Raw genomic sequence first — 23,209 nt, 5'->3', positions numbered from 1 at the left:
AGTATTCACCTCTAGCCTCCAAAACTATTATAGCAGTAATGTTTTCTAATCTACAAGAAAAGTTTCTAGATTATTTTTCTCTAAATTTATCGGCTTCAAAAACACCTAGCACGTGAAAATCTTGGCAATGAAGTCCTAATTCTTCTAAAGATTTTTGAACTTTAGGATCTTCTATGTGCCCATCTAGATCACATAAGAAAAAATATGATTCAAATGAGTTTTGTTCTGGGTAGCTCTGAAGCTTTGTTAGGTTTACACCATTAATTGCAAAACCTCCTAGCGACTGGTAAAGCGCAGCAGGTTTGCTTTTCAATTTAAATAAAAAGGATGTTATATATCTTTTATCTCCAAAATCTGGTTGATAAACTTCTTTACCCATAACTAAAAATCGAGTCGCATTGCTTTTTTGATTTTCAATGTTTGGTACAAGTATTTTAAGTTTATAAATTTTTGCACTTAATGCAGATGCTATTGCTGCCTCACTTTTAATTTTTTTTTTTGAAATTGCTTCAGCAGAACCAGCTGTATCAGCACGAACATGTTCAGTGAAATTGTTTTTTTTAATAAAATTTGAACATTGAGATAAACCCTGTGTATGAGAAAAAACATCTTTTATATCATTTAAGCTGGTTCCTGGTTGTCCTAATAAATTATGTTCAATTTTTTGAAAATGTTCTGCGTAAATATTTAATCTGTATTTAAAGATTAAATATTCTATTCCAATATTTCCTGTAATACGATTTGATTCAGGTATAACCATTCGTGAACCACTTTCTGAGGATACTTTTAAGAAACACTCATCAAACGTCTTACATGGTACAACTTCTGCATTGGGCTCAATTTCAAGTGCTGCCAAATGTGAATAGGCTCCAAAGGTTCCTTGAATATAAATTTTACTCATTTTATATTTTATATTCCATAATTTTTTTTATAGCCAGATAATCTTCTTCAGTATCTACTCCTATAGGAGAGGATTTTGCCAAAGCTACATTTATTTTTATTTTATTATCTAAAGCTCTCAACTGTTCTAATTTATTTTCTTTCTCATTGTTTGTTTGATCCAGACTAACAAACTTTTTTAATACACTTACTTTATAAGAATAAATTCCAATATGATGATAAATATTTTGACTAATTGTTGATAAATTATCTCTAGTAAAATTTAATGCTTTTGGAAAATTATTTTCTACCAATTTTTTATCCGTGATAACTTTAACTAGATTTTTATTATTTAACATTTTATCATCTTGAATTTTTGCTGCCAATGTACCTATTTCAACATCGTGATTAATCATGAAATTGTTTAAATTAATGATATCCTCTTTATTAATATCGGGTTCGTCTCCTTGTAAATTTAATATATAGTCAATATTTTTTATATTCAGCTTTTCATAAGCTTCAAAAATTCTATCTGTGCCCGTTTTGTGATTTTTACTTGTTAAAATTACCCTACCTCCATTTCTTAAAACATCATTGAGTATCTCTTGATTGTCAGTTGCAACCACTACTTCACCAATATTAGCTTCTTCTGCTCTTTTAAAAACATGAGAAATAATCGATAAATTATTAATTTTTAAAAGTGGTTTGCCTGGCAACCTAGTTGCTGCCATTCTTGATGGGATTAATATTAGTGTTTTTGTCATTATAAAATTACCAATTTTATGCGTCTAACAGACGCAAAATTATAAAATTAAAAATTAAGTATTTTTTTAATTATCATGTTATATGTGAAAATAATTATAATTAAATGGATTCGTTCGAACTAAATAAAATTATTGCTGCAGTTTTAATGGTTGCACTGCTTGTAATCGGTTTAGGAAAGATTGCTGATGGTGTTTTTCATGTGAAGAAGCTAAAAAAGCCCGGGTATCAAGTTGAAGTGGAAAGCCAATTAACCTTGGGAACTTCTCAAGCCGCTGAGGTAGCTGAAAAAATTGATATTGTTGCAGTTATGGCATTGGGTGATATTGCAAGTGGAAAAAAAATTTTTAAAAAATGTGCTGCATGCCACTCAATAAATAAAGGTGGGAAAAATAAAATTGGCCCCGCGTTATACAATGTTGTTGGGAGAGCAGTTGGTGGCGTGGATGATTATAAATATTCTAAAACTTTAGCTTCTTATGGTAAAGAGTGGTCATTTGAAGAGTTAAACGGATTCTTACAAAAACCTGCCTCTTACTTGAAGGGAACTAAAATGTCTTATGCTGGCTTAAGAAAAGAAAAAGACAGAGCTTCTGTAATTAAATACTTAAATCAAAAAAGTGATAATCCTAAGTTGCTACCTTAATTTACCAAAACAATATAACAAAATACTTTTTTGAACATGCACCCTATTAAGTGCCTGTAGCCATACTTTTGATTTTTTCCCTAGAAAAACTTCACTCGATACCTCTGTGCCTCTTGGTAAACAATGTAAAAAAGTTGCATCCCTTTTAGCAAGGCTCATTAATTTCGAATTAATTTGAAAATTCTTAAAATCTTTAATTTTTTTGGTTTTATTAACTTTATCATTTAAGGAAATAACTTTATCTGAAAAAATAACATCTGCATTCTTAGCAGCTTTTTTAGCATTATTATAAATATCAATTTTTCTTTTATTTTTTTTTACCCAATCAAGTACAAATTTTTTGGGTTCATAATTTTTAGGACAGCCAATACTTAATTTAAAAGAAAACTTAACTGATGCAGCAATTAAACTATTAAGAACATTGTTTGAATCTCCAATCCAACAGATATTTAATTTTGAAATAGGCTTTTTTTTAATTTCTTCAACTGTAAAAATATCAGATAAAACTTGTGTTGGGTGTGATGATGGGCTCAACCCATTAATAACTGGTATTGTTAAATATTTACTAAATTCCTCTATTTTTTTATCACTATCAGTTCTCAACATAAAACCATCACCATAAGTTGATAAAATTCTTGCAGTATCAGCTAAGCTCTCCCCTTCTTTTCCAAGATGCAGCTCATTTGCTCTAAGTGTTATGGTTCCACCTCCTAATTGTTTTATTGCAAGGTAAAAACTTAATCTCGTTCTGAGACTTGATTTTTCAAACATTTGAATAAGCAGCTTTTCCTTTTAAAGGATTATCTTTATCAACATCAAGTGTACTGAATTTCTTTTCTTTTATTTTTTCTTTTTTTTGCATCAGTTATAATTTTTCTAAGGTCTGTCGCAGGTATATTTTTAAGAGTAATAAAATGGTTCATTTTTATTTTTGAGTTAAGCAAACTTTTTTGATAATTTTTATAGCCATATCTATTTCTTGTTTTTTAACATTAAGCGGAGGTAGTATTCTTATGACATTTTCTGCGGCTCTAATTGTTAGTAATTTATTATCCATTAATTTTTGAATAAATTTTGTTTGATCGTTGTACAACTGTAATCCAATCAGTAAACCAATGCCTCTCACTTCTTTAATTATTTTTGGAAAATCCTTTTTTAATTTATTCAACTCAGAGTGAAAATATTTCGATATCTTTTTGACATTAGCAAGAAATCCTTTTTTAAATATTTGATCTAAAACTGCGTTTCCAACAGACATTGCCAATGGATTTCCGCCAAATGTTGAACCGTGAGTTCCTGCTGTCATGCCAGATGACGCTCTTTTGTTCATTAAAACTGCTCCAAGTGGAAAACCACCTCCAATACCTTTCGCTATTGGCACAATATCAGGTTTAATTTTTGAGCTCTCAAAGGCAAAAAAATTTCCAGATCTGCCTATTCCGCATTGAACTTCATCCAAAATTAATAAAATTTTCTTCTCATTGCAGATTTTTCTTAATCCCTTCAAACACCAATCTGGAATAACTTTAATTCCACCTTCTCCCATAATAGTTTCAACCATAATTGCAGCTGTTCTACTTGTTATAGACCTTTTTAATGATTTATGATCTCCAAATTCAAAGTGATCAAATCCATCAACTTTTGGACCAAAACCTTCGGTCATTTTTTTTGATCCACTGGCATAAATCGTGGCCAATGTTCTTCCATGAAATGAGTTTTTAACACAAAGAATTCTATTTTTTTTTGGTTGCCCTATTGAATAAAAATATCTTCTTGCAACTTTAATTGCCGCCTCTGTTGCTTCTGCTCCACTATTTTGAAAGATAATAAAATCAGCAAAAGTCTTTTTAACTAATCTTGTAGCTAACCTTTCACCTTCTGGAATTATAAATGCATTAGACACATGCCAAAGTTTTTTTGTTTGTTTATTAATTGCTTTTATTAAGTATGGGTTAGCGTGTCCTAAAGAGTTAACCGCGATCCCTTGGACAAAATCTAAATATTTTTTTCCATTAGTTGAGTAAAGGAAACTTCCCTTTCCATGGCTAAACGAAATTTTTCTTCTATTATAATTTTTTGCTAAAGCACTCATATTTTAAGATTTAATTTTATAACCTTTTTTGTAAAGAAAAAAAGCCACATACCACATTACAATACTTAAAATTGTTAAATAAATTAATCCTACGCTTATTGACCCATCTGACTTTCCTAAAAAACCATATCTAAATCCATCAATCATATAGAAAAATGGATTAATATGACTAATAGTTTGAAAAAATTCAGGAAGCTTGTCTATGGAATAAAATACACCAGATAAAAAACTTAATGGAGTAATAACAAAATTAGTAACAGTTGCAGTATGATCAAATTTTTCAGCCCAAAGACCAGTAATAAAACCTAAGCTTCCCAATATAAAAGCACTTAAAAAACCAAAAATAAAAATAAATAAACTGTTATTTATTGGCATCTCAACAATTAAAGAGAAGACACCTATTGAAATTATAGCAATTAAAAAACTTCTTGTAAGAGCTGCTAATATTATTGCCATTGAAACCTCTAGTGCCGATAAAGGCGCATAAAGCATATCAACAATATTTCCCTGAATTTTTCCAATCATTAATGAAGATACTGAATGACTAAATGATTGAGTCAAAATACTCATTGCAATTAAGCCTGGTGCTAAAAAACTTATAAAAGAATAACCAAGAACATCTCCTCTATTATTCCCTAAGGCCAAAGATAAAACTGACAAAAATAACAAACTTGACACAAGTGGAGATAGTAATGTTTGTTGCCAAACTGCCATAAACCTATTGCATTCCTTAAGCCATAAACTTTTAAAACCAATCCAGTTTATAAAACCAAATCTTTTTACACTTATTTGATATTTCTTATTCAATTCAACCATAAGTAATCATATATAAATTTTGAAAAATTTGTGTACAAAACAAAAATACCTATTGTTTTTTTTTTTAATCTTATGTGATCTGTATATAGTTATTAAAATTAATTAACATACTAAATATAGATTATGAGCTGGAACGAAGAAAAAGTTTGTAAATTAAAAGAACTCTGGGGCAAAGGAAACACTGCAAGTCAAATTGCTGAAATAATTGGAGGCATTAGCAGAAATGCAGTTATTGGTAAGGCTCATAGATTAAACCTGTCATCAAAAATTAAAGCTAGAAATGCTTCATCAAGTCAAAATTTTGATAATAGCTCAGAAGAAAATAATTCTAAACAAAGACAAGGAAGAAACAGTAAGTTTAAGTCTCTGCTTATTGAAAAAGATTTTGAGCCAGAAAATCCTAAAAAATTAGAGGAGCTAGATGAAAGCTCATGTAAGTGGCCTGTTGGACATCCTGAGGAAAAATCATTTCATTTCTGTGGAAGATCTTCTTTGAAGGATTTTTCATATTGCAAGCTTCATTTGCTATATGCTTATCAGCCAAAAGGAAGAAGAGAAGAACCCACTACTGATAAAGAAGAAGAAGCGCCACAGTATATTGTGAAAAAAATTAATACTGCTTAATAATAGCTTCTTCCAAAACTACTATTTTTTATTTTTATATTTATTTTTTCCATCAATACCTCTCACAACAGACTTAATAATTAAATATGATAGAAATGAAAATATTAAAAATATTAAAAATATTAAAATATAAATAATATTAATCATTATTTAATATATTATACAATTTTAGTTTTAAAATTCTATTAAGAATTAGTGGAGTTGTATTTTTTAGTAGAAAATTGACCACCCTCTCTCCACATATAGCAATATTTTTCAACTTCTTGATCAAATATCTTTATGCTTGGAACCCCCACATCAGAATTAGTTTGATATTTATTTGAAAGAATATTGTCATACTTTAAAAGAATAAGCTGATCTACTGTCAATAATGGTTTTGGAAATAATTGAAATAATTTTGCTGACATTTTTGCAGCAAAAAATGGAAGGGGAATTAATAATCTATTCTTATTAATTAGTTTTAATAATCTTTTTAATATTTCTTTTAAAGAAATAACTTCGGGACCCACACACTCAACTATTTTAGAATGTATGTTTTTAGAAATAACATGATAGATGGTATCTGTTAAATCAGAACAATGAATTGGAGTAAATTTAGTATCTCCATTATAATAAAGTGGAAAAAACGGAAGCCTATTTAGTAGTGTCATGAAATTTGTAGTAAAATTATCATCTACAGAATAAACTACTGACGGTCTCAATATGGTGGCTAATGGAAAATTTTTTTGAATACTAACCTCACCCTCTAACTTGCTTTTTGCATACTCTGAATCTATTGCACTATTAATACCTAATGCTGATAAATGAATAAACTGTTTAACTTTATATTCCTTGCAAAGTTTAGCTAGAATAGATGGGAAAATAGAGTGAATATTTTTAAAAGTATTTCCTTTGCCACTTTCATATAAAATGCCTATTAAATTTATACAAACATCATTTTGATCAAAAAGTTTTCTAATCTTTTTTTCATCGAAAATATTAGCTTCAACTATATCTATATATCCTGCATTAGCTTGGGTTTTTATTGCGTACCCCTTTTGATGAAGGTTTCTAGTAACTACAGTAACCTTATAATTATTCTTAGTAAGCTTTCTTATTAAATGACGACCTATTTGACCACTACCGCCAAAAATTAGACAATTTTTTGCTTTCATATATATATAACTAAAAATGAATATTGATATTAAACTTCACAAAGATGATCTACCAGAAGATTTAGATTTAGGCAATATTATAGCAGTTGATGGAGAATTTATGGGACTCAATGTTAAGCGTGATCCTTTATGTCTCATCCAAATATCTAGCGGAAATTCAGATGCTCATATTATTCAACTAGATAGATCAAATTATAATGCTCCAAACTTGAATAAAATTCTGTCAGATGAATCAATTATAAAAATATTTCATTACGGTAGAGCTGATATGGCTCACATCAAATATTACCTAAAGACAGAAACTAAGAATATTCTAGACACTAAGATTGCCTCAAAGCTAGCTAGGTCTTATTCAGATAGTCATTCTCTTAAAACTTTAATTAAAGAATTCATCAATATTGATGTAAGCAAACAATTTCAAAGCTCAGATTTTGGGGGTGAATTATCACCAGCGCAGCTCAAATATTGCGCAAATGATGTTGTCTACTTGCATAAAATTCATGAAGAATTAAATAAAATTCTTATAAGAGAAAAACGTATTGATTTATACAATGATTGTTTAAAATTTTTAAAAACTAGAGTTGATCTTGATTTAGCTTTATTTAAAGACGATATATGGTCTCACTAAATGAAAAAAAAAGATTATAGAAAAATTGCAAAAAATGTAATTAACCTTGAAATAAAAGCCCTAAAAAAATTAAGAGATTCAATTAATAACTCTTTTGATGATGCGGTTGAAGCTATTACAAAATGCCAATCTAAAGTTATTCTATGTGGTGTTGGAAAAAGTGGACTAATAGCAGCTAAAATTTCAGCAACTCTATCTTCAGTTGGAACTCCTTCATTTTCTCTATCTGCAAATGATTGTTCTCATGGAGATCTGGGCAGTATTTCAAAAAAAGATATTTTAATTTTAATAAGCTATTCTGGCTCTACTGAAGAATTAAAAAATATTATTAAATATGCAAATCGAAATAAAATTACTCTTATTGGAATTATGTCCAAAAAAAATTCGATTTTATATAAAGCATCTGATATCAAATTACTAATTCCTGAAGTGACAGAGGCTGGCCTAGGAATTGTACCAACTTCCAGTACTATTAATCAGTTAAGTATTGGAGATGCATTAGCTGTGGCCACAATAAACAAGAAAAATATAAGCAAAAAAGATTTTAAAAAATTTCACCCCTCAGGTAACCTTGGTGCTAAACTAAAGACTGTTGAAGATATAATGATAACAGGAAATAAAATTCCCTTTGTAAATGAAAATTTAAAAATGAAGAATGCTCTACGTGTCATTACTAATAAAAAGCTTGGAACTTTAATTGTTCAAAATAACAAAAAATTAACAACCGGCATTATTACAGACGGTCAAATAAGAAGGCTTAATGAGGTAAATAGCAATCTACAAGATTTAATGGTTAAAAAAGTTATGACCTCAAACCCTATCAGTATTGATCAAGATACATTGGCAGAAAAAGCTTTATCTATAATGAATACTAAAAAAATTACCTCTTTGTGTGTTCACAATAAAAAAAATAAGAGAAAAACCATCGGGATTTTACATATACACAGTTTATTGCAGTCTAATATTCATTAAATGAGCAAAAAAACAATAACACAGGTTTTAATGGTCATTTTAATTGCCATTATTTCTTTATTATTTTATTTGAAATATTTTAACAAAAATCAACAAAGCCTAATAATAGAAAAACTAGGTACTAGCAAAAATACTTCGTCTAACTATATTGATAATATTAGCTATACTTCTCTAGATGCGAAAGGTAACGAATATCAAATAACTGCTACACAAGCTGAAATAGATATGGATAACCCAAATGTAATGTTCTTAGAAAATATTATTGCTTACATTTTTATAAAAGACTCAGATACAATTAAAATTACTTCTGATTTTGGAAAATATAACTCAGAAAATTATGATACTATTTTTTCAAAAAATGTAATAATTGTTTATCCAGGTCATAAAATCACAGGAGAGTATTTTGATTTTTCTTTTTTAAGTAATCTTGGAACAATCTCGACAGATGTTATTTATATTGCTGATGACACAAAATTATTTGCTGATAGGGTTGAAATGAATATTAAAACGAAAGATACTAAAATTTTTATGAACGATAATACAAAAAAAGTTTTAGTTGTAGGAACAAAATAATATGGGCATAATTAAAAAATTTAGAATTAAATCTTTTAAAAGTCCTCGACCTATAATCTCTTTAGAAAATATATCATTATCATTTGGTGATAGAAAAATCTTAGATAATGTAAGTTTTAAAATTAATCATGGTGAAATTTTAGGAATGCTCGGTCCCAATGGTGTTGGAAAATCAACAATTTTCAACTTAATAACCGGATTAATTAAACCAGACTATGGAGAAATTAAATTTGATGGAATAGATGTGCTTGATTACCCAATATACCTAAGGACAACAAAATTTAAAATTGGCTATGTTCCTCAATATGGTGGGTATTTTAGTGATCTTACCTTATTAGAAAATTTAAAAGCAATTGCTGAAATAGTTATTGAAGACAATAATTTAATTAACCATAAAATAGACCTTTTAATTGCTAAGTTTGAACTTGATGCTGTGCGAAATATAAAAGCAAAATTTTTATCTGGAGGTCAAAAAAAGAAATTAGTAATTGCCCTCGCTTTATTAAGTGAGCCAAAAGTACTTCTTCTTGACGAATGTTTTGCAGCACTTGATGTTCTTACAATAAAAATGCTTCAAGAAATTATTGTTAGCCTTCAAACTGAAAGCAATATAACTATTTGTATCTGCGATCATCAAGCAAGAGACCTCTTATCATGTGTTGATGTTGCTATAATTTTATCAAATTGCAAAATAATAGCTCAAGGAACTCCTAATGATCTAATAAATAATACAGAAGCCAAAAATGCTTATTTTGGGGACTCTTTTAAATTCAATTAATAAATGTCAAAAATATTATTTATTAAAAATAGAATTAAAGATTTTAATAAAAAGATAAAAGTTAGTGGTGATAAAAGCTTAAGTATCAGGTGGGTCTTACTTGCATCTCAAGCTATAGGAAAATCAAAGGGTTATAATCTTTTAATGTCCGAAGATGTTCTTGCAGCATTAAGATTCTATAAAAAGATTGGGAGTAAAAGTAAGAAAATATAAAAACTATTGTGAAATACTAGGAAATGGAATTAATGGCTTTAGATATAAAAAAAACTTAACATTAAACGCAAGAAACTCAGGAACACTTGGAAGATTATTGTTAGGTTTATTAATCAAATCGCCACAAGAAATAAAATTAATTGGTGATAAAAGTTTATCTAAAAGAGATTTTTCAAGAGTAACTTTACCTTTAGAAAAATTTGGAGCAAAATTTTATTATATAAAAAAAAATAAACTGCCTTTATCTATTTTGGGGTCTCAATCTATAAAAGGTATAAAATATTTAGAGAATAAAGGTTCCGCACAATGCAAAAGTAGTGTGATGCTTGCAGCGCTTAATGCATCAGGCACAACATCTATTAAAGCAAAAAAATCAAGGAACCATTCTGAGTTACTTTTTCAATATTTAAAAATACCTATTAAAATAAAAAAAACTAAAAAATATGATTTTATAAATATAAAGCCACCAAAAAAAATTAAAGCATTTAACTATAAAATCCCAGGAGACATAAGCTCGAGTGCATTTTTTATGGTGCTTACAACTCTTGCTTATAATTCAAGGCTTTTAATTAAAGATGTAAACATTAACCCTTCAAGGATAGGAGTAATTACTATTTTAAAAAAAATGGGAGCTAAAATATTATTAAAAAATCCAAGGAATTATAAAGGTGAAAAAATTGCTGATATTTTAATTTTAAGTTCAAGTAATCTTAAAGCTATAAATTGCCCATCAGAATTAAATAGTAGCGCCATAGATGAGTTTTTAGTTATTTTTTTAGTAGCTGCAAAAGCAAAAGGAATTTCTTATTTTAAAGATGTTTCTGAGTTAAACCAAAAAGAAAGTCCAAGATTAAACTTGGGTTCTAAAATTTTAAATATGATGGGTATTAAAACAGAATTAACAAAAGACTCGATTAAAATTCATGGTCAACCTAATTTAAAAATTACAAAACCAATTATAATTAAAAATTATCTAAAAGATCATAGGATTTTTATGATGAGTACAATTGCTGCTTTAACTTTTGGTGGACAATGGAAAATTCATGACAAAGATTCAATAAATACTTCATTTCCTTCTTTTTTAAAAATAATTAAAAAAATAAATGATAAATAAATTAATATGAAAAAATATAAAAAAACATGCATACAAGTGGCGATTGATTCACCTGCGGCTGCTGGAGCTGGCACACAAGCGAAATTAATCTCTAAACATTATAAACTTTTGTATCTTGATTCTGGAAAAATTTATCGTCTACTAGCCCATTTAAAAATAAAAGATCCAAAAAAATTTAACTACTCTTTTGTTTCAAAAAAAATGAAAACTTTAAAGATGTCTGACTTGCAGAGTAAAAATCTTTTATCTGATGATGTCGGTAGTATGGCTTCGGTAATTGCAAAAGATATTAAAATCAGAAAACTAGCACATAACTTTCAAATGAAATGTGCTTACAATCCTCCAAAAAAATATAAAGGCTCCATTATTGATGGAAGAGATATCACATATAATATCATGCCAGAGGCTGACTTTAAATTTTTTATAACAGCAAGCGCTAAAACTAGAGCGCTTAGAAGATATAAAGAGCTAAAAGGATTAAATAAAAAAATATCCCTCAATGAAGTACTAAAAAGCATCAAAAAACGTGATAAAAGTGACTATAATAGAAAGATTTCACCTTTAAAAAGAACAAAGGATCAATACTTGATATCTTCTGAAAATGAATCTAAAAGATCATGCTTTTTAAAAATAAAACAAATAATGGATAAAAAAATTAACTCTTAATGGAAATATACAATAACTTAGACACTGCTGCCTCAAAAGAATTCGAACAACTATTAAATTCCCAATTTACAAAAACAGCAAACCTTGAAGAGGGAAAAATAATTACTGGTGTAGTAAATAAAGTAACTGAAAATTTTGTATTTCTTGAAGTGCCTGGTTTAAAATCTGAACCAATCTTAGATATCAATGAATTAAAAAGTATGGGTATGCTTGATAAAGCAAAAGTAGGTGAAACAATTTCAGTTCTTCTTGAAAGACTAGAGGATAAAAAAGGTGAAGTTTTAGTATCAGCTTCTAAAGCACAAAAAATTCAAGGTTGGGATAAACTTGTTGAGGCTTATGAAAAAAATCAACCTATCATGGGTAAAATTACTGGACGTGTAAAAGGTGGCTGCATTGTAGAACATATCGATACTGGATCTTTAATGTTCCTGCCAGGATCACAAATTTCAGATAAACCATTAAAAGATATTAGCCATTTAATGAATGAGCCTCAAAAGTTTGCACTTATTAAATTAGACAAAGTTAGAGGAAACGCTTGTGTTTCTAGAAGGGAAATTATTTCATCTTTTAAAAAGGAAGATAAAATTAAAATTGTTGAAAAATTCAAAGTTGGAGATGTAATTAAAGGAGCTGAAGTAAAAGGCTATAGTTCATTTGGTTGTTTCTTTAGTGTTAATGGGGAGCTTGATGTATTAGTACACCTTCAAGAAATTTCTTATTCAAGAGTTAATCACCCTGATGAGGTTTTTACAATTGGTGAAAAACATGATTTATTAGTAATTACAGTAGATAAAGAAAAATTGCAGGTTGGTTGTTCAGTTAAGCAGCTTTCACCTGATCCTTTTGAAAATATTTCAAATTATGAATTAAACAAAATCTACAAAGTTAAGGTTGTTAAGTTAATGGACTTTGGTGCATTTTGTGAACTTGAAAAAGGATTATCCACTTTATTACACTCAAGTGAATTAAGCTGGACTAAAAAAAATTTATCAGCGAAAAAAATGTTTAAGGTTGGTGATGAGATTGATTGTATTATCACTGAAATTGATAAAGAAAAAAGAAGAGTTGCAATATCACATCGTTTAACAACTGAAAACCCTTTTGAAACATTTGAAAGTAAATATCCTGTAGGTTCTGAGGTTGAAGGTGAAGTTGCTAGCAAAAATGAATATTCTATTTTTTTAAACATTGATGGATTAGATATTGATGCATTCTTACACTGTAATGATCTTACTTATCTTACAAATGCAGAAGAAGAATTGGCCAAACACAAAATTGGTGATAAATTAAAAGTAAAAGTATTAGAGGTTAAGGCAGCTGAACAAAAAGTCAGAGTTGGCTTGCGTCAAACACAACCAGATCCGTTTAGTTGGTTTAATGATAAAAAAGTTAAACAAGCTATTACTGTTAAAATCATTTCATCAGACAACAAAGGTTTAGTTGTTAGGCCTGAGGGATGTGAAATGGATTTTATCATTAAAAAAACTGCAATAGCTATTAATGCAGCTGATGCTAGACCAGCAAGATTTACAGGTGGTGAGAGAATTGACTGTGCAATCCAAGAATTAGATTTAGACAAAAGAAAAGCTACATTAAGTATTAAATTGCTTGAAGAAATTGAAAGAAAAGTGGCATTAGATACATATGGCTCAGAGGCGAGCGGTAAAAACTTACCTTTCTCGTCATTATCTGATGATTTAGAGAAAAAGAAAAAAGAAGAAGAATAAAAATTGGCCATTGTAAAATCAAAGCTTCTAGACCAACTAAAAAAATCATATCCAAATTTCCTCAAAAAAGACCTTGAGAAAGTTTTATCAGTAGTTCTAAATGAAATTAAACAAGCTCTTAAACGTGGTGATCGAGTTGAATTAAGAGGTTTTGGTATGTTTTCAACAAATATTCAGAAAGCTAGAATATCACGAAACCCTAAAACTGGAGAAAAAGTAAATACACCAGAAAAAAAAACTATTCACTTTAAAATGGCTAAGGAAATGTTTAAAAAATTAAACAATGACGAATAAAAATATCTTCGTAGCCTGTGATGTATCAAGCCAAAAAGAAATATTAGGTTTATTAGAACTAATTCATGAAGATATTTCAGGAATTAAAATTGGCTTACAGTACATCACTCAAAGGAGTCCTGAAGAAATAAGGGAGCTTTCAAAATTTAAAAAGCCTATTTTCTATGATGGAAAATTTTTTGATATCAAAAATACATTAATTGAATCGGTAAAAGCACTTAAAAATTTAAATGTACATTATGCAACAGTTCATCTTCTAAATGGATTGGATGCTCTTAGGGCTGCAAATCAAGCTGCGAAGGAAATTAATTTAAATTTATTAGGTGTTTCTGTTTTAACAAGTTTTAGTGATGAGGATTTAGACAGTTTAGGTTTTAATAATAAAATTGAAGATCAGGTTAAAAAGCTAATTAAGATTGCAATGGAAGCTGACCTGCATGGGGTTATTTGTAGCCCACTCGAGATTAAAATGATTAAAGAAATTGCACCAAAACTTAAATGCTTTACTCCAGGGATTAGAATGGGAAATGCAAAAGATGATCAAAAAAGAACTATGACTGCCAATGAAGCTATTAAAGAAGGAAGTGATTGTCTGATAATTGGTAGACCCATCACCAAAGGTAACCCAAAAGAAAATATAAAAAATATCCTTTCATCGGTAGATTAGATGAAATCAAAAATTTGTGGAATCTCTGATTCTGAAACATTAAAATATTTAACGGCGCATCCTAATCCACCTCAATATATTGGCTTTATTGTTAATTATCCAAAATCTACAAGATTTGTTGAATATGATAAAATTAAAGAACTACTGAAAGTAGATAAAAAAGATTCTAAATATGTTGCAGTATTAGTTCGTCCTGATCGAAATATTCTTGAGAAAATAAAAAATTTACCATTTGATTATTATCAAATTTACGATTGCACCCCAGCAGAGGTAAAATCTATCATTGAAAAATATAATAGAAAAATTATAGTTGCTATTACTGTCAAAGATCAAAATGATGTTGTAAAATATATAAAATACAATGAACAAGCAGATATTATATTATTTGACAGTAAAGGTTATGAGAAAAGTATATCTTTTGATCATCAATTAATTAAAAATCTTAAAGTTAATAAGGAATTAATGTTAGCAGGAAATATACAGATTGAAGATAATCTTGAAAATTATAAAGAAATAGCAGACATTATAGATATTTCTGGAGGTCTAGAAACTTCTGGATTAAAAGATGTTACAAAAATAAATATTTTTTTAGACAAAATTAAACAAATTAATGATGAAGCTTAAAAAAAAAATTCCCTTAATTGATCAGCACGATAAAAATGGTTTTTGGGGTGGTAAGTTTGGTGGTAATTTCATCCCTGAGACATTGAAAAAACCCGTTGAAGATTTAACAATTCTTTTTGAAAAACTTAGGTATAACAAAAAATTTCTCAAGGAAAGAGATTACTACTTTAAGAACTATATAGGCTCACCCACTTCATTTATAAAACTTCAAAACCTATCTAGCTATCTAGGAGGAGCTCAGATATACACCAAAATGGTATCTGAGGCTAACGGAGGGGCTCACAAAATATATAATGCGACTGTTCATTGTCTTATTGCTAAAAAGGCAGGTAAAAAATATGTCGTAGGTGATACCGGTGCCGGTTATGCTGGTAAAATGTTAAGTATGGCTGCTAAGAAGTTTGGTCTTAAGTGTAAAATATTCATGGGTGCAAAAGACATAAAGAGACAAAAGCCAAATGTTGATTCAATGAAAAAAAATGGTGCTGAAGTTGTACCTGTTTACTCAGGAAGCCAAACATTAGTTGATGCTGTTAGTGAGTGCATGAGATATTGGGTTTCTAACTGCGATAATACTCACATGTGTGTTGGCTCAACTGTAGGTCCAAATATATTTGTTAAAATTTGTGGTTGGAGTACGGCTCAAATTTCTAAAGAATTAAAACTTCAAATTCAATCTGAGTTTAAAAAGATTCCAAAAAAAATTAAACTTATTAACTGTGTAGGTGGTGGAAGTTCTGCATACGGTTTTTGGAGTGAATTTATGGACTATAACAAAAAACAAATTGAATTAATTGGTGTTGAGGCGGGTGGTCCAAAAAACTCCAAACTTCACGCTGCACCTCTGACAAATGGAGCTAAACTTGGAATACTACACGGTGCTGCTGCCTATGTTTGTCAAAACAATGAGGGTCAAATTAATGATACCTCCTCTATTTCGGCTGGATTAGATTATCCAGGTGTTTCTCCTATTCATTGTTTCTTAAAAGATGTTAAAAGAGCAAGATATACATCTGCAACAGATGAGGGTGCTTTAAATGCTTATAAACTTGTAACAAAACTTGAGAAAATTAACCCAAGTTTAGAGCCAAGTCATGCTTTTGCAGAAGCAATTAAAATTGCTCCCAAGCTAAGTAAAGATACAATCATTATAGTAAACTCTTGTGGTGACGCTAAAAAAGATCGAGATATTTTAAAAGCAAGATTGGGGAAAGTTAACTAAGATGTCTTTAATTAACTTAGCATTTAAAAAAACTAAAAATGAAAAAAGACCGGCTTTACTTACCTACACCGTCGCAGGTGATAATAGTAAAAAAAGATCATTAGAAATATTAAAATCAATTGCAAACTATGCTGATATTTGCGAGATAGGCTTTCCTCACAACACTCCAATCGCAGATGGTGGACAAATTCAATCAAGTGCTTATAGGGCTTTAAAAAATGGTATTAAAATTAAAGATGTTTTTTCAATAGTAAAAGATTTTAAAAAATCAAAACATACAAAACCTGTAATTCTGATGGGTTACTACAATATGATTTATCAATATGGTGATAACAACTTTATTAATATCTGTAAAAAAGTTGGCGTTGATGGATTAATTGTTGTTGATTTACCTTATCCAGAAAATAAAAATTTTGCCAAAAAGTGTAAGAGGAAAAATATTAGTTTTATTCAATTAGTCTCACCCACTACTTCACTGAATAGAATGAAAAAAATTATAAAAGATTCTCATGATATGGTGTACTACATCAGTATGCTCTCAACAACAGGTGGTAAACTAAAAGTTTTACCTAAAAAAATTCTTGAGAGATACAATAAAATCAAAAGTCTAAATAAAAATAAAAATATTGTAATCGGGTTTGGAATTACTGAAAAGACAATAGCATCACTAAGAAAGGCTGATGGATTAGTAGTTGGAAGCGCTTTGTGTAAAGAAATATCAAAATCAATCGAAAAGAGACAAAATCCTGTCACAAATGTAACTAATATTGTAAAAAGATTAAGAAACAAAATTGCATGAATTGGATTAAAAAAACTCTACGTTTTGGTGAAAAAATAAAAAGAATAATTAAAGAACGTGCAAGTAAAGAAGAGATTGCTAACAGTGACTGGACATCTTGTTGTAAGGGTCCAATTTTAAAAAAAGATTTAGAAGATAATTTATGGGTTTGTCCATCTTGTAATAAACACCATAGAATAAGTCCTCGTCAAAGATTTGATGTTATTTTTGGCAAAAATAATTATGAGGTTTTAAAAACTCCAATTCCTCAAGATGACCCTTTAAATTGGAGCGACTCTAAATCTTATAAAGACAGATTAAAAACTGCTAGAAAAAAAACGGGTATGGACTGTGGAATGATGGTAATCAACACTAATATTAACACTATAAAGATTACTGCCATTGCATCTGACTTTGATTTTGTAGGTGGCTCAATTGGTGCAGCAGAAGGTGAAGCTTTCTTATATGGAATTCAACATGCTATCGAAAATGAACAACCTTTTGTAGTTTTCACTTCAGGTGGTGGAATGAGAATGATGGAATCATTAATTTCACTTTCACAAATGACTAGAACTACTTTGGCAATTAATGAACTTAAAAAGAATAACCTCCCCTATATTGTTGTTTTAACCGATCCAACTGCGGGTGGTATTACAGCATCATATGCAATGTTGGGTGATATTCATTTAGCAGAGCCAGGTGCCCTGATAGCTTTTGCAGGCGCACGTGTAATTCAAGGAACTGTTAGAGAAGAATTACCCGAGGGCTTTCAAAGGAGTGAATATGTTGAAAAAACAGGATTTGTGGATTTAATTGTTGAAAGAAAAGACCTTAGAGAAAAATTAGGTTCATTATTATCAATATTGTTAAAGAAAAATTCTGATATAAATTCATCAGAAAATGAAACTTCAGAAGATAGTAGAACGCTTACAAAAGCTGCATCCTAAGGAAATAGATCTAAGTCTAGATCGAACTAGAAATCTTTTAGAAAAATTGGGTAATCCCCAAGATCAGATTAATTGTATTTCTATTGTTGGAACAAATGGCAAGTTTTCAACCATCCAAGCTCTTTATGCAATTTTAAAAGAAGCAAATTACAAGTGCAATATCTATACAAGTCCACATATTAAAATTATTAATGAACGATTTGTTTTTAATAACAAACCTTTAACAGATGATGAATTGGCTAACCTTTTTTCTGAAATAGAAGAAGCGAATAATGGGGCACAAATTACTTTCTTTGAAATTTTAACCGTTTCTTACCTTCATTATGCTAAAAAATACCCCAAAAACATTAACTTAATTGAGTCAGGCCTATTTCATAGATTTGATGCGACTAATATTTTAAAGAAAAACTTGGCAAGTATTGTGACGGCCATTGGTCTTGATCATTTAGATTGGCTTCCAAAAGAAGAGCAAACAGTTGATAAAATTATATATGAAAAAACATCAACTTTATTAAATTCTAAAATCATTGTCGCAAAACAAAGTTCAAATGAAATTAACAAAAGTATTGAAGATACAATTAAAGATAATTCTTCTAAAAAAATAATCTTTAATAAAAACTACAACTTCACCTTAAAAGAAAATGATTTCTTTTATTTTGAAGATGAGTTTGGAGGTTTGAAACTTCCAAAACCAAATTTACCCGGTAAATTTCAATTAGAAAATATTTCTACAGCGATTGCAACTGCAAGACAGCTAACAGATTACAAGATAACTGATGAGCATATTAAGAGTGGTATTACTAAAATAGAAAGTATTGCACGACTACAAGAATTAGAATCTGGAAAACTAAAAAATTTAGTTAAGAATAATCTATTATTTATAGACGGATCTCATAACCCACTTGGCGCAAAAGTATTAAATGAATATCTTCAAAGTTTAAATTGTAAAATACATATTATATTAGGAATGATGGCAAACAAAGATCATAACGAGTATATGAGTTACTTTAAAGATATTAAATCTTTAACAACAATTGATATTCCAAATCAACCAAATGCTATTAAGGGAAATAAACTTAAAGAAAAAATTAAAAATTATGAAAATATAAAATATAAGAATTCAGTTGAAAATGCGATTAGATCAATTGATCTTCAGGAAAATGATATTGTCTTAATTACAGGATCTTTATATCTTGCGGGAGAAGTTTTAAATTTAAACTAAATACTTTTATCTAAAAATTCTTTAACCTTAGCTTCACCTGGATTTCCAACTAATCTATCTATCTCTTCACCTTTTTTAAAAATAATTGTTGAGGGAACACCACGTACTCCCATAGAGCTACCTAAATTTAGTGCTCCATCTTCAATATCAGCATAATAAAAATTAGCCTTATCTTGATATTTGTCTGAAAGTGCAGACATCACTGGCTTTAAACTTTGGCAGGGCGCACACCAAATTGCCGAAAATTGAATTACACAAGTGTCTTCATTTTTAATTTTATCTTCCCAGTTTTCATCTTTAAAATCAATAAGCATGCTTCTTATATAAATTTTTATTCTATTTATTCAATATGTAAAAAGGGATTTTTTTAGTTAATTAACAAAAGTCAATTATGCCTGCTCGTATTTTTTCTGAATACCTTCAACAAACTCGTTAATTTCGTCTAAAAACTTGAGCTTTTTCTCATCTTTTTCGTTGGTATATCTATCTCTTAAATTATCACACTCAAAATAAAATTCTTTGCATGTCCACCATTTTTCCTTCTCGTCGCTCAATATTCTTTCGGCTATTCCACGTTTAATAGTCTTAAACATATCAGCAGGCAGTATCTTTGGTGATTCTTGATATATTATCTTTTTTCCAAAACTTACCATTCTCTCATCTTCAAATTTATCTAATAATATTAATTTATCTTTCCAAGATGCTGCGTGCCATTTTGGAAATAAAGCTGTGTCTTTTTGAGGGGTAAATTTTTTATAAATTGTCTCCTCTGCTAATAAATCAACTTGTGAATCAAATTGAGCTTTTTCTTCAGCAGTTTCTCGTAATGCCATTAAAACGTTTTGAGAAAATTTCTCATTACTATTTACTAATTTTGCACGCTCTTTAATTAAATCAGGATCAAGTTTGCTATATGGTTCAACTTGTAGTCCATAACTTGCATCTAAAATTATAGGAGCTTTGTTTGATCGTATAGTTCTTAGAAACTTTAATTTTTTAATAGCACTTTTAAGTTCAGAGATTGACATATCGAATAGTGGAATTGGATCAATTTTAAGATCAAAAGCTTGGCCCCACTGATAGATTGGATGAATACAATGTTTTGGATGAAGTGGTGCAACTACAAATCTATAATTTTTACCAAAATGATATTCCGCCAATGTAAACATTTTTTCTGTTTTAAATATTGTCTCGGTATCATTCTTGTTTGCTGTTCTTAAAAATGTATCCCAAGTTTGGGGTTGATTTTTTTTAATTAAACCTAAAACCTTGACAGTTAACTCTGCATCAAACAAAGCTGAGTGAGCTCCACTAGATTCAAATCCATTCATTCTTGCTAACGATTCTAGTTTCATAACTGCATTACCTTTTGCATTTATTTCTGTTTTTACAACACTTTCATCAACTGCATGAGCACCTCTTGCAATGTTTAAACCATCATGTCTTTTGTTGGGAGTTGCATTTGTAATATACGGATATCTAATTCCTCTAAAGAATTCGTTTCTTATCATCTCGTCATCAAAGCCAATGTTTGACCAACCCATGAACATTGCTGGGCTCCATTTTTTAAATGTTGCTTCTAATTGAGATAACATTTGGTAGTGACTTAAATTTCCTTTAGTTAATAAATCAACACTAGTTTTGTTAACTATTAAAGCCATTGCTTGAGGAACCTCTCCTTCTGGCAATCTACATCTAAAATTAAAACGATCTAATTCTTTAAAATTTGGGTCAACTAAAATACCACCTACTTCAATAATGCTTCCCCATGAAGTATTGGCACTACTAGATTCAATGTCCCATATTGCTAAATTCATATTAGTTGGTATTCCTTTGGTGATAGTACTGTTCGACTTTTTCTAAAAACTTATTTTGATATTCTTCTAGTTTAACACCTTGAATTCTAAAATCTTGGAATAAATTATCAACCGTACATAACAGGACAATTCCTTGGGTGATGTTTGAGTTATAAACAACGTTATGAGCTAATGAATAAGCCCCTAATTGAAGATAATAGTCCTCAATCCACTCTTCTTTTTTTGGTTTATTGGACTGTTTAAAATCAATGATAGTTTCTTGCCCCTCATAAACTCCACAAGCATCACACGTTCCAGCATATTTTCCTGGATAGTACAATGTGGCTTCAGTTCCCCAAATCTCTGACAATTTATTTTTAATTCCTTGTTCAATAATTTCATCTGCCATTTTTTTAGATTTATTTTCTTCTTCTAATAATTCTAAATTTAATTGACCTAATAGATATTTTTCTAAATGAGAATGCATTGATGTGCCTCTACTTGAAGCATCATTTTTAATTCTATTTGCTTCAGCAGCTCCTACTCTTACTTTCCAATTTGCAAGAGATGCTTTTTTTTCCTCACTTTGTGTTGCTTGTAATATGGAAGTTACCGATGGAAGTTTTTGTTGATTTACAGCATACATTCTTGAGCCACTCACCATTGATCTCATGGATTTTGGATAAGTAAATTTATTATTCCACTGCATATAGTTTATTATAAGCGGTATTGAGGGAAAAAAGAAATTAATTTTTTGCTTGTTTTGAATGGTCAACAAATTTTTCTACATTTTCTGTTTGAATAGCTTTATCAACTTGTTCGGGATCTTTAATATTTTCTAGGCTTCTGCTGATTGATCTTGCATCTGTTCCAAACTTATCAACAACAATCATTGCTTCTTCTAATTTTTTTCTAAGAGAAACTATATTATCAAAATGTTTTCCAAATCTTGAGCTAATTGTTTTTAAATGATCATAAATTTCTGTTGCACCCTTTTGAACTTTTAAAGATTGAAAGCCCATGTGCAAAGATTGCAAATAAGCAGAAAGAGTATTTGGACCACAGATTACAATTTTATATTTTTTCATTAATTCTTGAGTTAATAATTCTTTAGTAGTTGGATCTTGGTATTCAGTTAATTCTTTATATAAACTTTCAGTTGGGGCATAAACAATTGCAAAATCTGTAGTTTTTGGTGGAACAATATATTTTTCATTAACACTTTTAGCTTTTGCTTTAAATGCAACAGCTAATTTTGCTCTTGCATCTGCAACAGCTTTTTTATCATCAGCATCATACCCATCGGTAATTGCTTTAAATTTTTCTACTGGAAAATGTGAGTCTACAGGCACCATTACATCACCCTGAAGTTTGATTGCAAATTCTACATTTTCACCTGTATCTTCTTTCATCTTAACGTTAGTCATGAATTGAGAGGCAGGTAATAAGTCTTTGATTAGAGCATCCAATGAAAACTCTGCAAGAGTTCCATATTTTTTAACTCCAGCTAAAATTTTTGTTATACCTTCTTGGCTTTTATTTAATAATTCGACCTGACTATTAAAGTTTCCTACTTTTTCATCAACTTTTGTTAAGGCCTCTGTCATATCTTTAGTCACTCCAGTTGATAGAGCGGTAAATGAAGTCGACATAGAACCTAATGAAGTATTAATAGTAGTATTTAAAGTATCTTTTAATGAAGTAATTTCTGTCTTTAAATTGGCCATCTCCTCAGCTTCTTTATTTTCGCTCTCATCTTTTGGCTTAGATCTTAAGTTTAGATAAAGAATGCCTAATGTAGCTACAAGCAATAAAACTAATAAAGTTAATAAAATACTATCCATGATTCTATGAGATATTTTATAGTAAAAATTTGATTTATATATGTAATTATTTAAAACTCCCTCTATGGAATTAATCTTAATACTAAAAATACTACTTATCATAGGAGCTATTGTTGCCACTTATGCAGTACTTAGAAACCTTGATATTATTAGGATTATTTTAATTTA

At 29.4% G+C, this 23,209-nt stretch carries 27 protein-coding genes; 17 read left to right on the top strand and 10 right to left on the bottom strand.

Annotated elements, in window-relative coordinates; translation table 11 throughout:
- Positions 1 to 70: 70 nt before the first annotated feature.
- Both ABXT58_RS00545 and kdsB read right to left on the bottom strand, forming a co-directional pair.
- Positions 71 to 901 (bottom strand): prephenate dehydratase domain-containing protein, encoded by an 831-nt coding sequence (locus ABXT58_RS00545; RefSeq protein WP_415304134.1) that lies wholly within the window; start codon positions 899 to 901, stop codon positions 71 to 73.
- 1 nt (position 902) lies between these two features.
- A complete protein-coding gene (kdsB, locus tag ABXT58_RS00540; protein WP_415304133.1) occupies positions 903 to 1,643 on the bottom strand; it encodes a 3-deoxy-manno-octulosonate cytidylyltransferase in 741 nt (246 codons plus the stop codon).
- A gap of 104 nt (positions 1,644 to 1,747) precedes the next feature.
- Here kdsB and ABXT58_RS00535 point away from each other — a divergent pair, with 104 nt between their 5' ends.
- On the top strand, positions 1,748 to 2,287 hold the full coding sequence (locus ABXT58_RS00535; protein WP_415304132.1) for a c-type cytochrome: 540 nt from the start codon (positions 1,748 to 1,750) through the stop codon (positions 2,285 to 2,287).
- Here the strand turns inward: ABXT58_RS00535 and ABXT58_RS00530 are convergent.
- The 3 genes from ABXT58_RS00530 to ABXT58_RS00520 form a co-directional block, all read right to left on the bottom strand.
- Positions 2,279 to 3,058, bottom strand: a complete 780-nt coding sequence (locus ABXT58_RS00530; protein ID WP_415304131.1) for an ornithine carbamoyltransferase — start codon at positions 3,056 to 3,058, stop codon at positions 2,279 to 2,281. The genes ABXT58_RS00535 and ABXT58_RS00530 overlap by 9 nt on opposite strands.
- A gap of 154 nt (positions 3,059 to 3,212) precedes the next feature.
- Entirely contained in the window at positions 3,213 to 4,379 is a 1,167-nt protein-coding gene (locus ABXT58_RS00525) for an aspartate aminotransferase family protein (RefSeq protein WP_415304130.1), read from the bottom strand.
- Positions 4,380 to 4,382: 3 nt separating this feature from the next.
- Entirely contained in the window at positions 4,383 to 5,195 is an 813-nt protein-coding gene (locus tag ABXT58_RS00520) for an ABC transporter permease (protein WP_415304129.1), read from the bottom strand.
- Between the two features lie 123 nt (positions 5,196 to 5,318).
- On the opposite strand from ABXT58_RS00520, the gene ABXT58_RS00515 reads away from it, so the two are divergent.
- Positions 5,319 to 5,819 (top strand): GcrA family cell cycle regulator, encoded by a 501-nt coding sequence (locus ABXT58_RS00515; protein WP_415304128.1) that lies wholly within the window; start codon positions 5,319 to 5,321, stop codon positions 5,817 to 5,819.
- 185 nt (positions 5,820 to 6,004) lie between these two features.
- Here ABXT58_RS00515 and ABXT58_RS00510 read toward each other — a convergent pair whose 3' ends face one another.
- Positions 6,005 to 6,973: a complex I NDUFA9 subunit family protein gene (locus tag ABXT58_RS00510; RefSeq protein WP_415304127.1), complete on the bottom strand. Its 969-nt coding sequence runs from the start codon at positions 6,971 to 6,973 to the stop codon at positions 6,005 to 6,007.
- Between the two features lie 16 nt (positions 6,974 to 6,989).
- Here ABXT58_RS00510 and ABXT58_RS00505 point away from each other — a divergent pair, with 16 nt between their 5' ends.
- The 15 genes from ABXT58_RS00505 to ABXT58_RS00435 are packed head-to-tail and all read left to right on the top strand — an operon-like array spanning position 6,990 to position 19,401.
- Positions 6,990 to 7,601 carry a ribonuclease D gene (locus ABXT58_RS00505; protein ID WP_415304126.1) on the top strand — a complete coding sequence of 204 codons (612 nt, stop codon included), beginning with the start codon at positions 6,990 to 6,992 and terminating at the stop codon, positions 7,599 to 7,601.
- Positions 7,602 to 8,573: a KpsF/GutQ family sugar-phosphate isomerase gene (locus tag ABXT58_RS00500; protein WP_415304125.1), complete on the top strand. Its 972-nt coding sequence runs from the start codon at positions 7,602 to 7,604 to the stop codon at positions 8,571 to 8,573. It abuts the gene before it with no gap.
- Positions 8,574 to 9,146, top strand: coding sequence for an LPS export ABC transporter periplasmic protein LptC (lptC, locus tag ABXT58_RS00495; RefSeq protein WP_415304124.1), 573 nt, complete (start codon positions 8,574 to 8,576; stop codon positions 9,144 to 9,146). It abuts the gene before it with no gap.
- Between the two features lies 1 nt (position 9,147).
- Complete coding sequence (locus tag ABXT58_RS00490; protein ID WP_415304123.1) at positions 9,148 to 9,924, top strand: ATP-binding cassette domain-containing protein; 777 nt, start codon at positions 9,148 to 9,150, stop codon at positions 9,922 to 9,924.
- Positions 9,925 to 9,927: 3 nt separating this feature from the next.
- Complete coding sequence (locus tag ABXT58_RS00485) at positions 9,928 to 10,137, top strand: hypothetical protein (protein WP_415304122.1); 210 nt, start codon at positions 9,928 to 9,930, stop codon at positions 10,135 to 10,137.
- Positions 10,112 to 11,251, top strand: coding sequence for a 3-phosphoshikimate 1-carboxyvinyltransferase (locus ABXT58_RS00480; protein ID WP_415304121.1), 1,140 nt, complete (start codon positions 10,112 to 10,114; stop codon positions 11,249 to 11,251). Before ABXT58_RS00485 ends, ABXT58_RS00480 begins: the two co-directional genes overlap by 26 nt.
- Before the next feature lie 6 nt (positions 11,252 to 11,257).
- A complete protein-coding gene (locus ABXT58_RS00475) occupies positions 11,258 to 11,917 on the top strand; it encodes a (d)CMP kinase (protein WP_415304120.1) in 660 nt (219 codons plus the stop codon).
- The gene (locus tag ABXT58_RS00470) at positions 11,917 to 13,647 is read left to right on the top strand and encodes a S1 RNA-binding domain-containing protein (protein WP_415304119.1); all 1,731 of its coding nucleotides are present in this window, start codon (positions 11,917 to 11,919) and stop codon (positions 13,645 to 13,647) included. The genes ABXT58_RS00475 and ABXT58_RS00470 overlap by 1 nt, the downstream gene beginning before the upstream one ends.
- A 3-nt stretch (positions 13,648 to 13,650) precedes the next feature.
- Positions 13,651 to 13,941 (top strand): HU family DNA-binding protein, encoded by a 291-nt coding sequence (locus tag ABXT58_RS00465; protein ID WP_415304118.1) that lies wholly within the window; start codon positions 13,651 to 13,653, stop codon positions 13,939 to 13,941.
- Positions 13,931 to 14,608, top strand: a complete 678-nt coding sequence (gene pyrF, locus ABXT58_RS00460) for an orotidine-5'-phosphate decarboxylase (RefSeq protein ID WP_415304117.1) — start codon at positions 13,931 to 13,933, stop codon at positions 14,606 to 14,608. Before ABXT58_RS00465 ends, pyrF begins: the two co-directional genes overlap by 11 nt.
- Positions 14,609 to 15,232: a phosphoribosylanthranilate isomerase gene (locus ABXT58_RS00455; protein ID WP_415304116.1), complete on the top strand. Its 624-nt coding sequence runs from the start codon at positions 14,609 to 14,611 to the stop codon at positions 15,230 to 15,232.
- Complete coding sequence (gene trpB, locus ABXT58_RS00450; protein ID WP_415304942.1) at positions 15,222 to 16,454, top strand: tryptophan synthase subunit beta; 1,233 nt, start codon at positions 15,222 to 15,224, stop codon at positions 16,452 to 16,454. Before ABXT58_RS00455 ends, trpB begins: the two co-directional genes overlap by 11 nt.
- A 1-nt stretch (position 16,455) precedes the next feature.
- Positions 16,456 to 17,253, top strand: coding sequence for a tryptophan synthase subunit alpha (trpA, locus tag ABXT58_RS00445; protein WP_415304115.1), 798 nt, complete (start codon positions 16,456 to 16,458; stop codon positions 17,251 to 17,253).
- Positions 17,250 to 18,179 (top strand): acetyl-CoA carboxylase carboxyltransferase subunit beta, encoded by a 930-nt coding sequence (locus tag ABXT58_RS00440; protein ID WP_415304114.1) that lies wholly within the window; start codon positions 17,250 to 17,252, stop codon positions 18,177 to 18,179. The genes trpA and ABXT58_RS00440 overlap by 4 nt, the downstream gene beginning before the upstream one ends.
- Positions 18,133 to 19,401, top strand: coding sequence for a bifunctional folylpolyglutamate synthase/dihydrofolate synthase (locus ABXT58_RS00435; RefSeq protein WP_415304113.1), 1,269 nt, complete (start codon positions 18,133 to 18,135; stop codon positions 19,399 to 19,401). The genes ABXT58_RS00440 and ABXT58_RS00435 overlap by 47 nt, the downstream gene beginning before the upstream one ends.
- Here the strand turns inward: ABXT58_RS00435 and ABXT58_RS00430 are convergent.
- From ABXT58_RS00430 to ABXT58_RS00415, 4 genes are all read right to left on the bottom strand, one after another.
- Entirely contained in the window at positions 19,398 to 19,715 is a 318-nt protein-coding gene (locus ABXT58_RS00430) for a thioredoxin family protein (protein ID WP_415304112.1), read from the bottom strand. The two genes, ABXT58_RS00435 and ABXT58_RS00430, sit on opposite strands and share 4 nt — an antisense overlap.
- A 75-nt stretch (positions 19,716 to 19,790) precedes the next feature.
- Complete coding sequence (locus ABXT58_RS00425) at positions 19,791 to 21,218, bottom strand: exonuclease domain-containing protein (RefSeq protein ID WP_415304111.1); 1,428 nt, start codon at positions 21,216 to 21,218, stop codon at positions 19,791 to 19,793.
- Between the two features lies 1 nt (position 21,219).
- The gene (locus ABXT58_RS00420; protein ID WP_415304110.1) at positions 21,220 to 21,906 is read right to left on the bottom strand and encodes a hypothetical protein; all 687 of its coding nucleotides are present in this window, start codon (positions 21,904 to 21,906) and stop codon (positions 21,220 to 21,222) included.
- A 37-nt stretch (positions 21,907 to 21,943) separates the two neighbouring features.
- Positions 21,944 to 23,041 (bottom strand): DNA recombination protein RmuC, encoded by a 1,098-nt coding sequence (locus tag ABXT58_RS00415; protein ID WP_415304109.1) that lies wholly within the window; start codon positions 23,039 to 23,041, stop codon positions 21,944 to 21,946.
- Positions 23,042 to 23,209 lie beyond the last annotated feature (168 nt).

The organism is Candidatus Pelagibacter sp. Uisw_090, from assembly GCF_047717845.1.
In the GTDB taxonomy this organism is placed as follows: domain Bacteria; phylum Pseudomonadota; class Alphaproteobacteria; order Pelagibacterales; family Pelagibacteraceae; genus Pelagibacter.
Note: the sequence above shows the minus strand (reverse complement) of the source record. Positions and strands in the feature narration are given on the sequence as shown.

Excerpts from the sequence above, each read along its gene's own strand:
- ABXT58_RS00485 (WP_415304122.1), top strand. The coding sequence starts at position 9,928 with ATGTCAAAAATATTATTTATTAAAAATAGAATTAAAGATTTTAATAAA.
- ABXT58_RS00525 (WP_415304130.1), bottom strand. The coding sequence starts at position 4,379 with ATGAGTGCTTTAGCAAAAAATTATAATAGAAGAAAAATTTCGTTTAGC.
- ABXT58_RS00490 (WP_415304123.1), top strand. The coding sequence starts at position 9,148 with ATGGGCATAATTAAAAAATTTAGAATTAAATCTTTTAAAAGTCCTCGA.
- trpA (WP_415304115.1), top strand. The coding sequence starts at position 16,456 with ATGTCTTTAATTAACTTAGCATTTAAAAAAACTAAAAATGAAAAAAGA.
- ABXT58_RS00475 (WP_415304120.1), top strand. The coding sequence starts at position 11,258 with ATGAAAAAATATAAAAAAACATGCATACAAGTGGCGATTGATTCACCT.
- ABXT58_RS00535 (WP_415304132.1), top strand. The coding sequence starts at position 1,748 with ATGGATTCGTTCGAACTAAATAAAATTATTGCTGCAGTTTTAATGGTT.
- ABXT58_RS00505 (WP_415304126.1), top strand. The coding sequence starts at position 6,990 with ATGAATATTGATATTAAACTTCACAAAGATGATCTACCAGAAGATTTA.
- ABXT58_RS00455 (WP_415304116.1), top strand. The coding sequence starts at position 14,609 with ATGAAATCAAAAATTTGTGGAATCTCTGATTCTGAAACATTAAAATAT.
- ABXT58_RS00530 (WP_415304131.1), bottom strand. The coding sequence starts at position 3,058 with ATGTTTGAAAAATCAAGTCTCAGAACGAGATTAAGTTTTTACCTTGCA.
- ABXT58_RS00440 (WP_415304114.1), top strand. The coding sequence starts at position 17,250 with ATGAATTGGATTAAAAAAACTCTACGTTTTGGTGAAAAAATAAAAAGA.
- ABXT58_RS00430 (WP_415304112.1), bottom strand. The coding sequence starts at position 19,715 with ATGCTTATTGATTTTAAAGATGAAAACTGGGAAGATAAAATTAAAAAT.
- ABXT58_RS00420 (WP_415304110.1), bottom strand. The coding sequence starts at position 21,906 with ATGCAGTGGAATAATAAATTTACTTATCCAAAATCCATGAGATCAATG.
- ABXT58_RS00470 (WP_415304119.1), top strand. The coding sequence starts at position 11,917 with ATGGAAATATACAATAACTTAGACACTGCTGCCTCAAAAGAATTCGAA.
- lptC (WP_415304124.1), top strand. The coding sequence starts at position 8,574 with ATGAGCAAAAAAACAATAACACAGGTTTTAATGGTCATTTTAATTGCC.
- ABXT58_RS00500 (WP_415304125.1), top strand. The coding sequence starts at position 7,602 with ATGAAAAAAAAAGATTATAGAAAAATTGCAAAAAATGTAATTAACCTT.
- ABXT58_RS00515 (WP_415304128.1), top strand. The coding sequence starts at position 5,319 with ATGAGCTGGAACGAAGAAAAAGTTTGTAAATTAAAAGAACTCTGGGGC.
- trpB (WP_415304942.1), top strand. The coding sequence starts at position 15,222 with ATGAAGCTTAAAAAAAAAATTCCCTTAATTGATCAGCACGATAAAAAT.
- ABXT58_RS00520 (WP_415304129.1), bottom strand. The coding sequence starts at position 5,195 with ATGGTTGAATTGAATAAGAAATATCAAATAAGTGTAAAAAGATTTGGT.
- ABXT58_RS00510 (WP_415304127.1), bottom strand. The coding sequence starts at position 6,973 with ATGAAAGCAAAAAATTGTCTAATTTTTGGCGGTAGTGGTCAAATAGGT.
- pyrF (WP_415304117.1), top strand. The coding sequence starts at position 13,931 with ATGACGAATAAAAATATCTTCGTAGCCTGTGATGTATCAAGCCAAAAA.
- ABXT58_RS00435 (WP_415304113.1), top strand. The coding sequence starts at position 18,133 with ATGAAACTTCAGAAGATAGTAGAACGCTTACAAAAGCTGCATCCTAAG.
- ABXT58_RS00425 (WP_415304111.1), bottom strand. The coding sequence starts at position 21,218 with ATGAATTTAGCAATATGGGACATTGAATCTAGTAGTGCCAATACTTCA.
- ABXT58_RS00415 (WP_415304109.1), bottom strand. The coding sequence starts at position 23,041 with ATGGATAGTATTTTATTAACTTTATTAGTTTTATTGCTTGTAGCTACA.
- ABXT58_RS00545 (WP_415304134.1), bottom strand. The coding sequence starts at position 901 with ATGAGTAAAATTTATATTCAAGGAACCTTTGGAGCCTATTCACATTTG.
- kdsB (WP_415304133.1), bottom strand. The coding sequence starts at position 1,643 with ATGACAAAAACACTAATATTAATCCCATCAAGAATGGCAGCAACTAGG.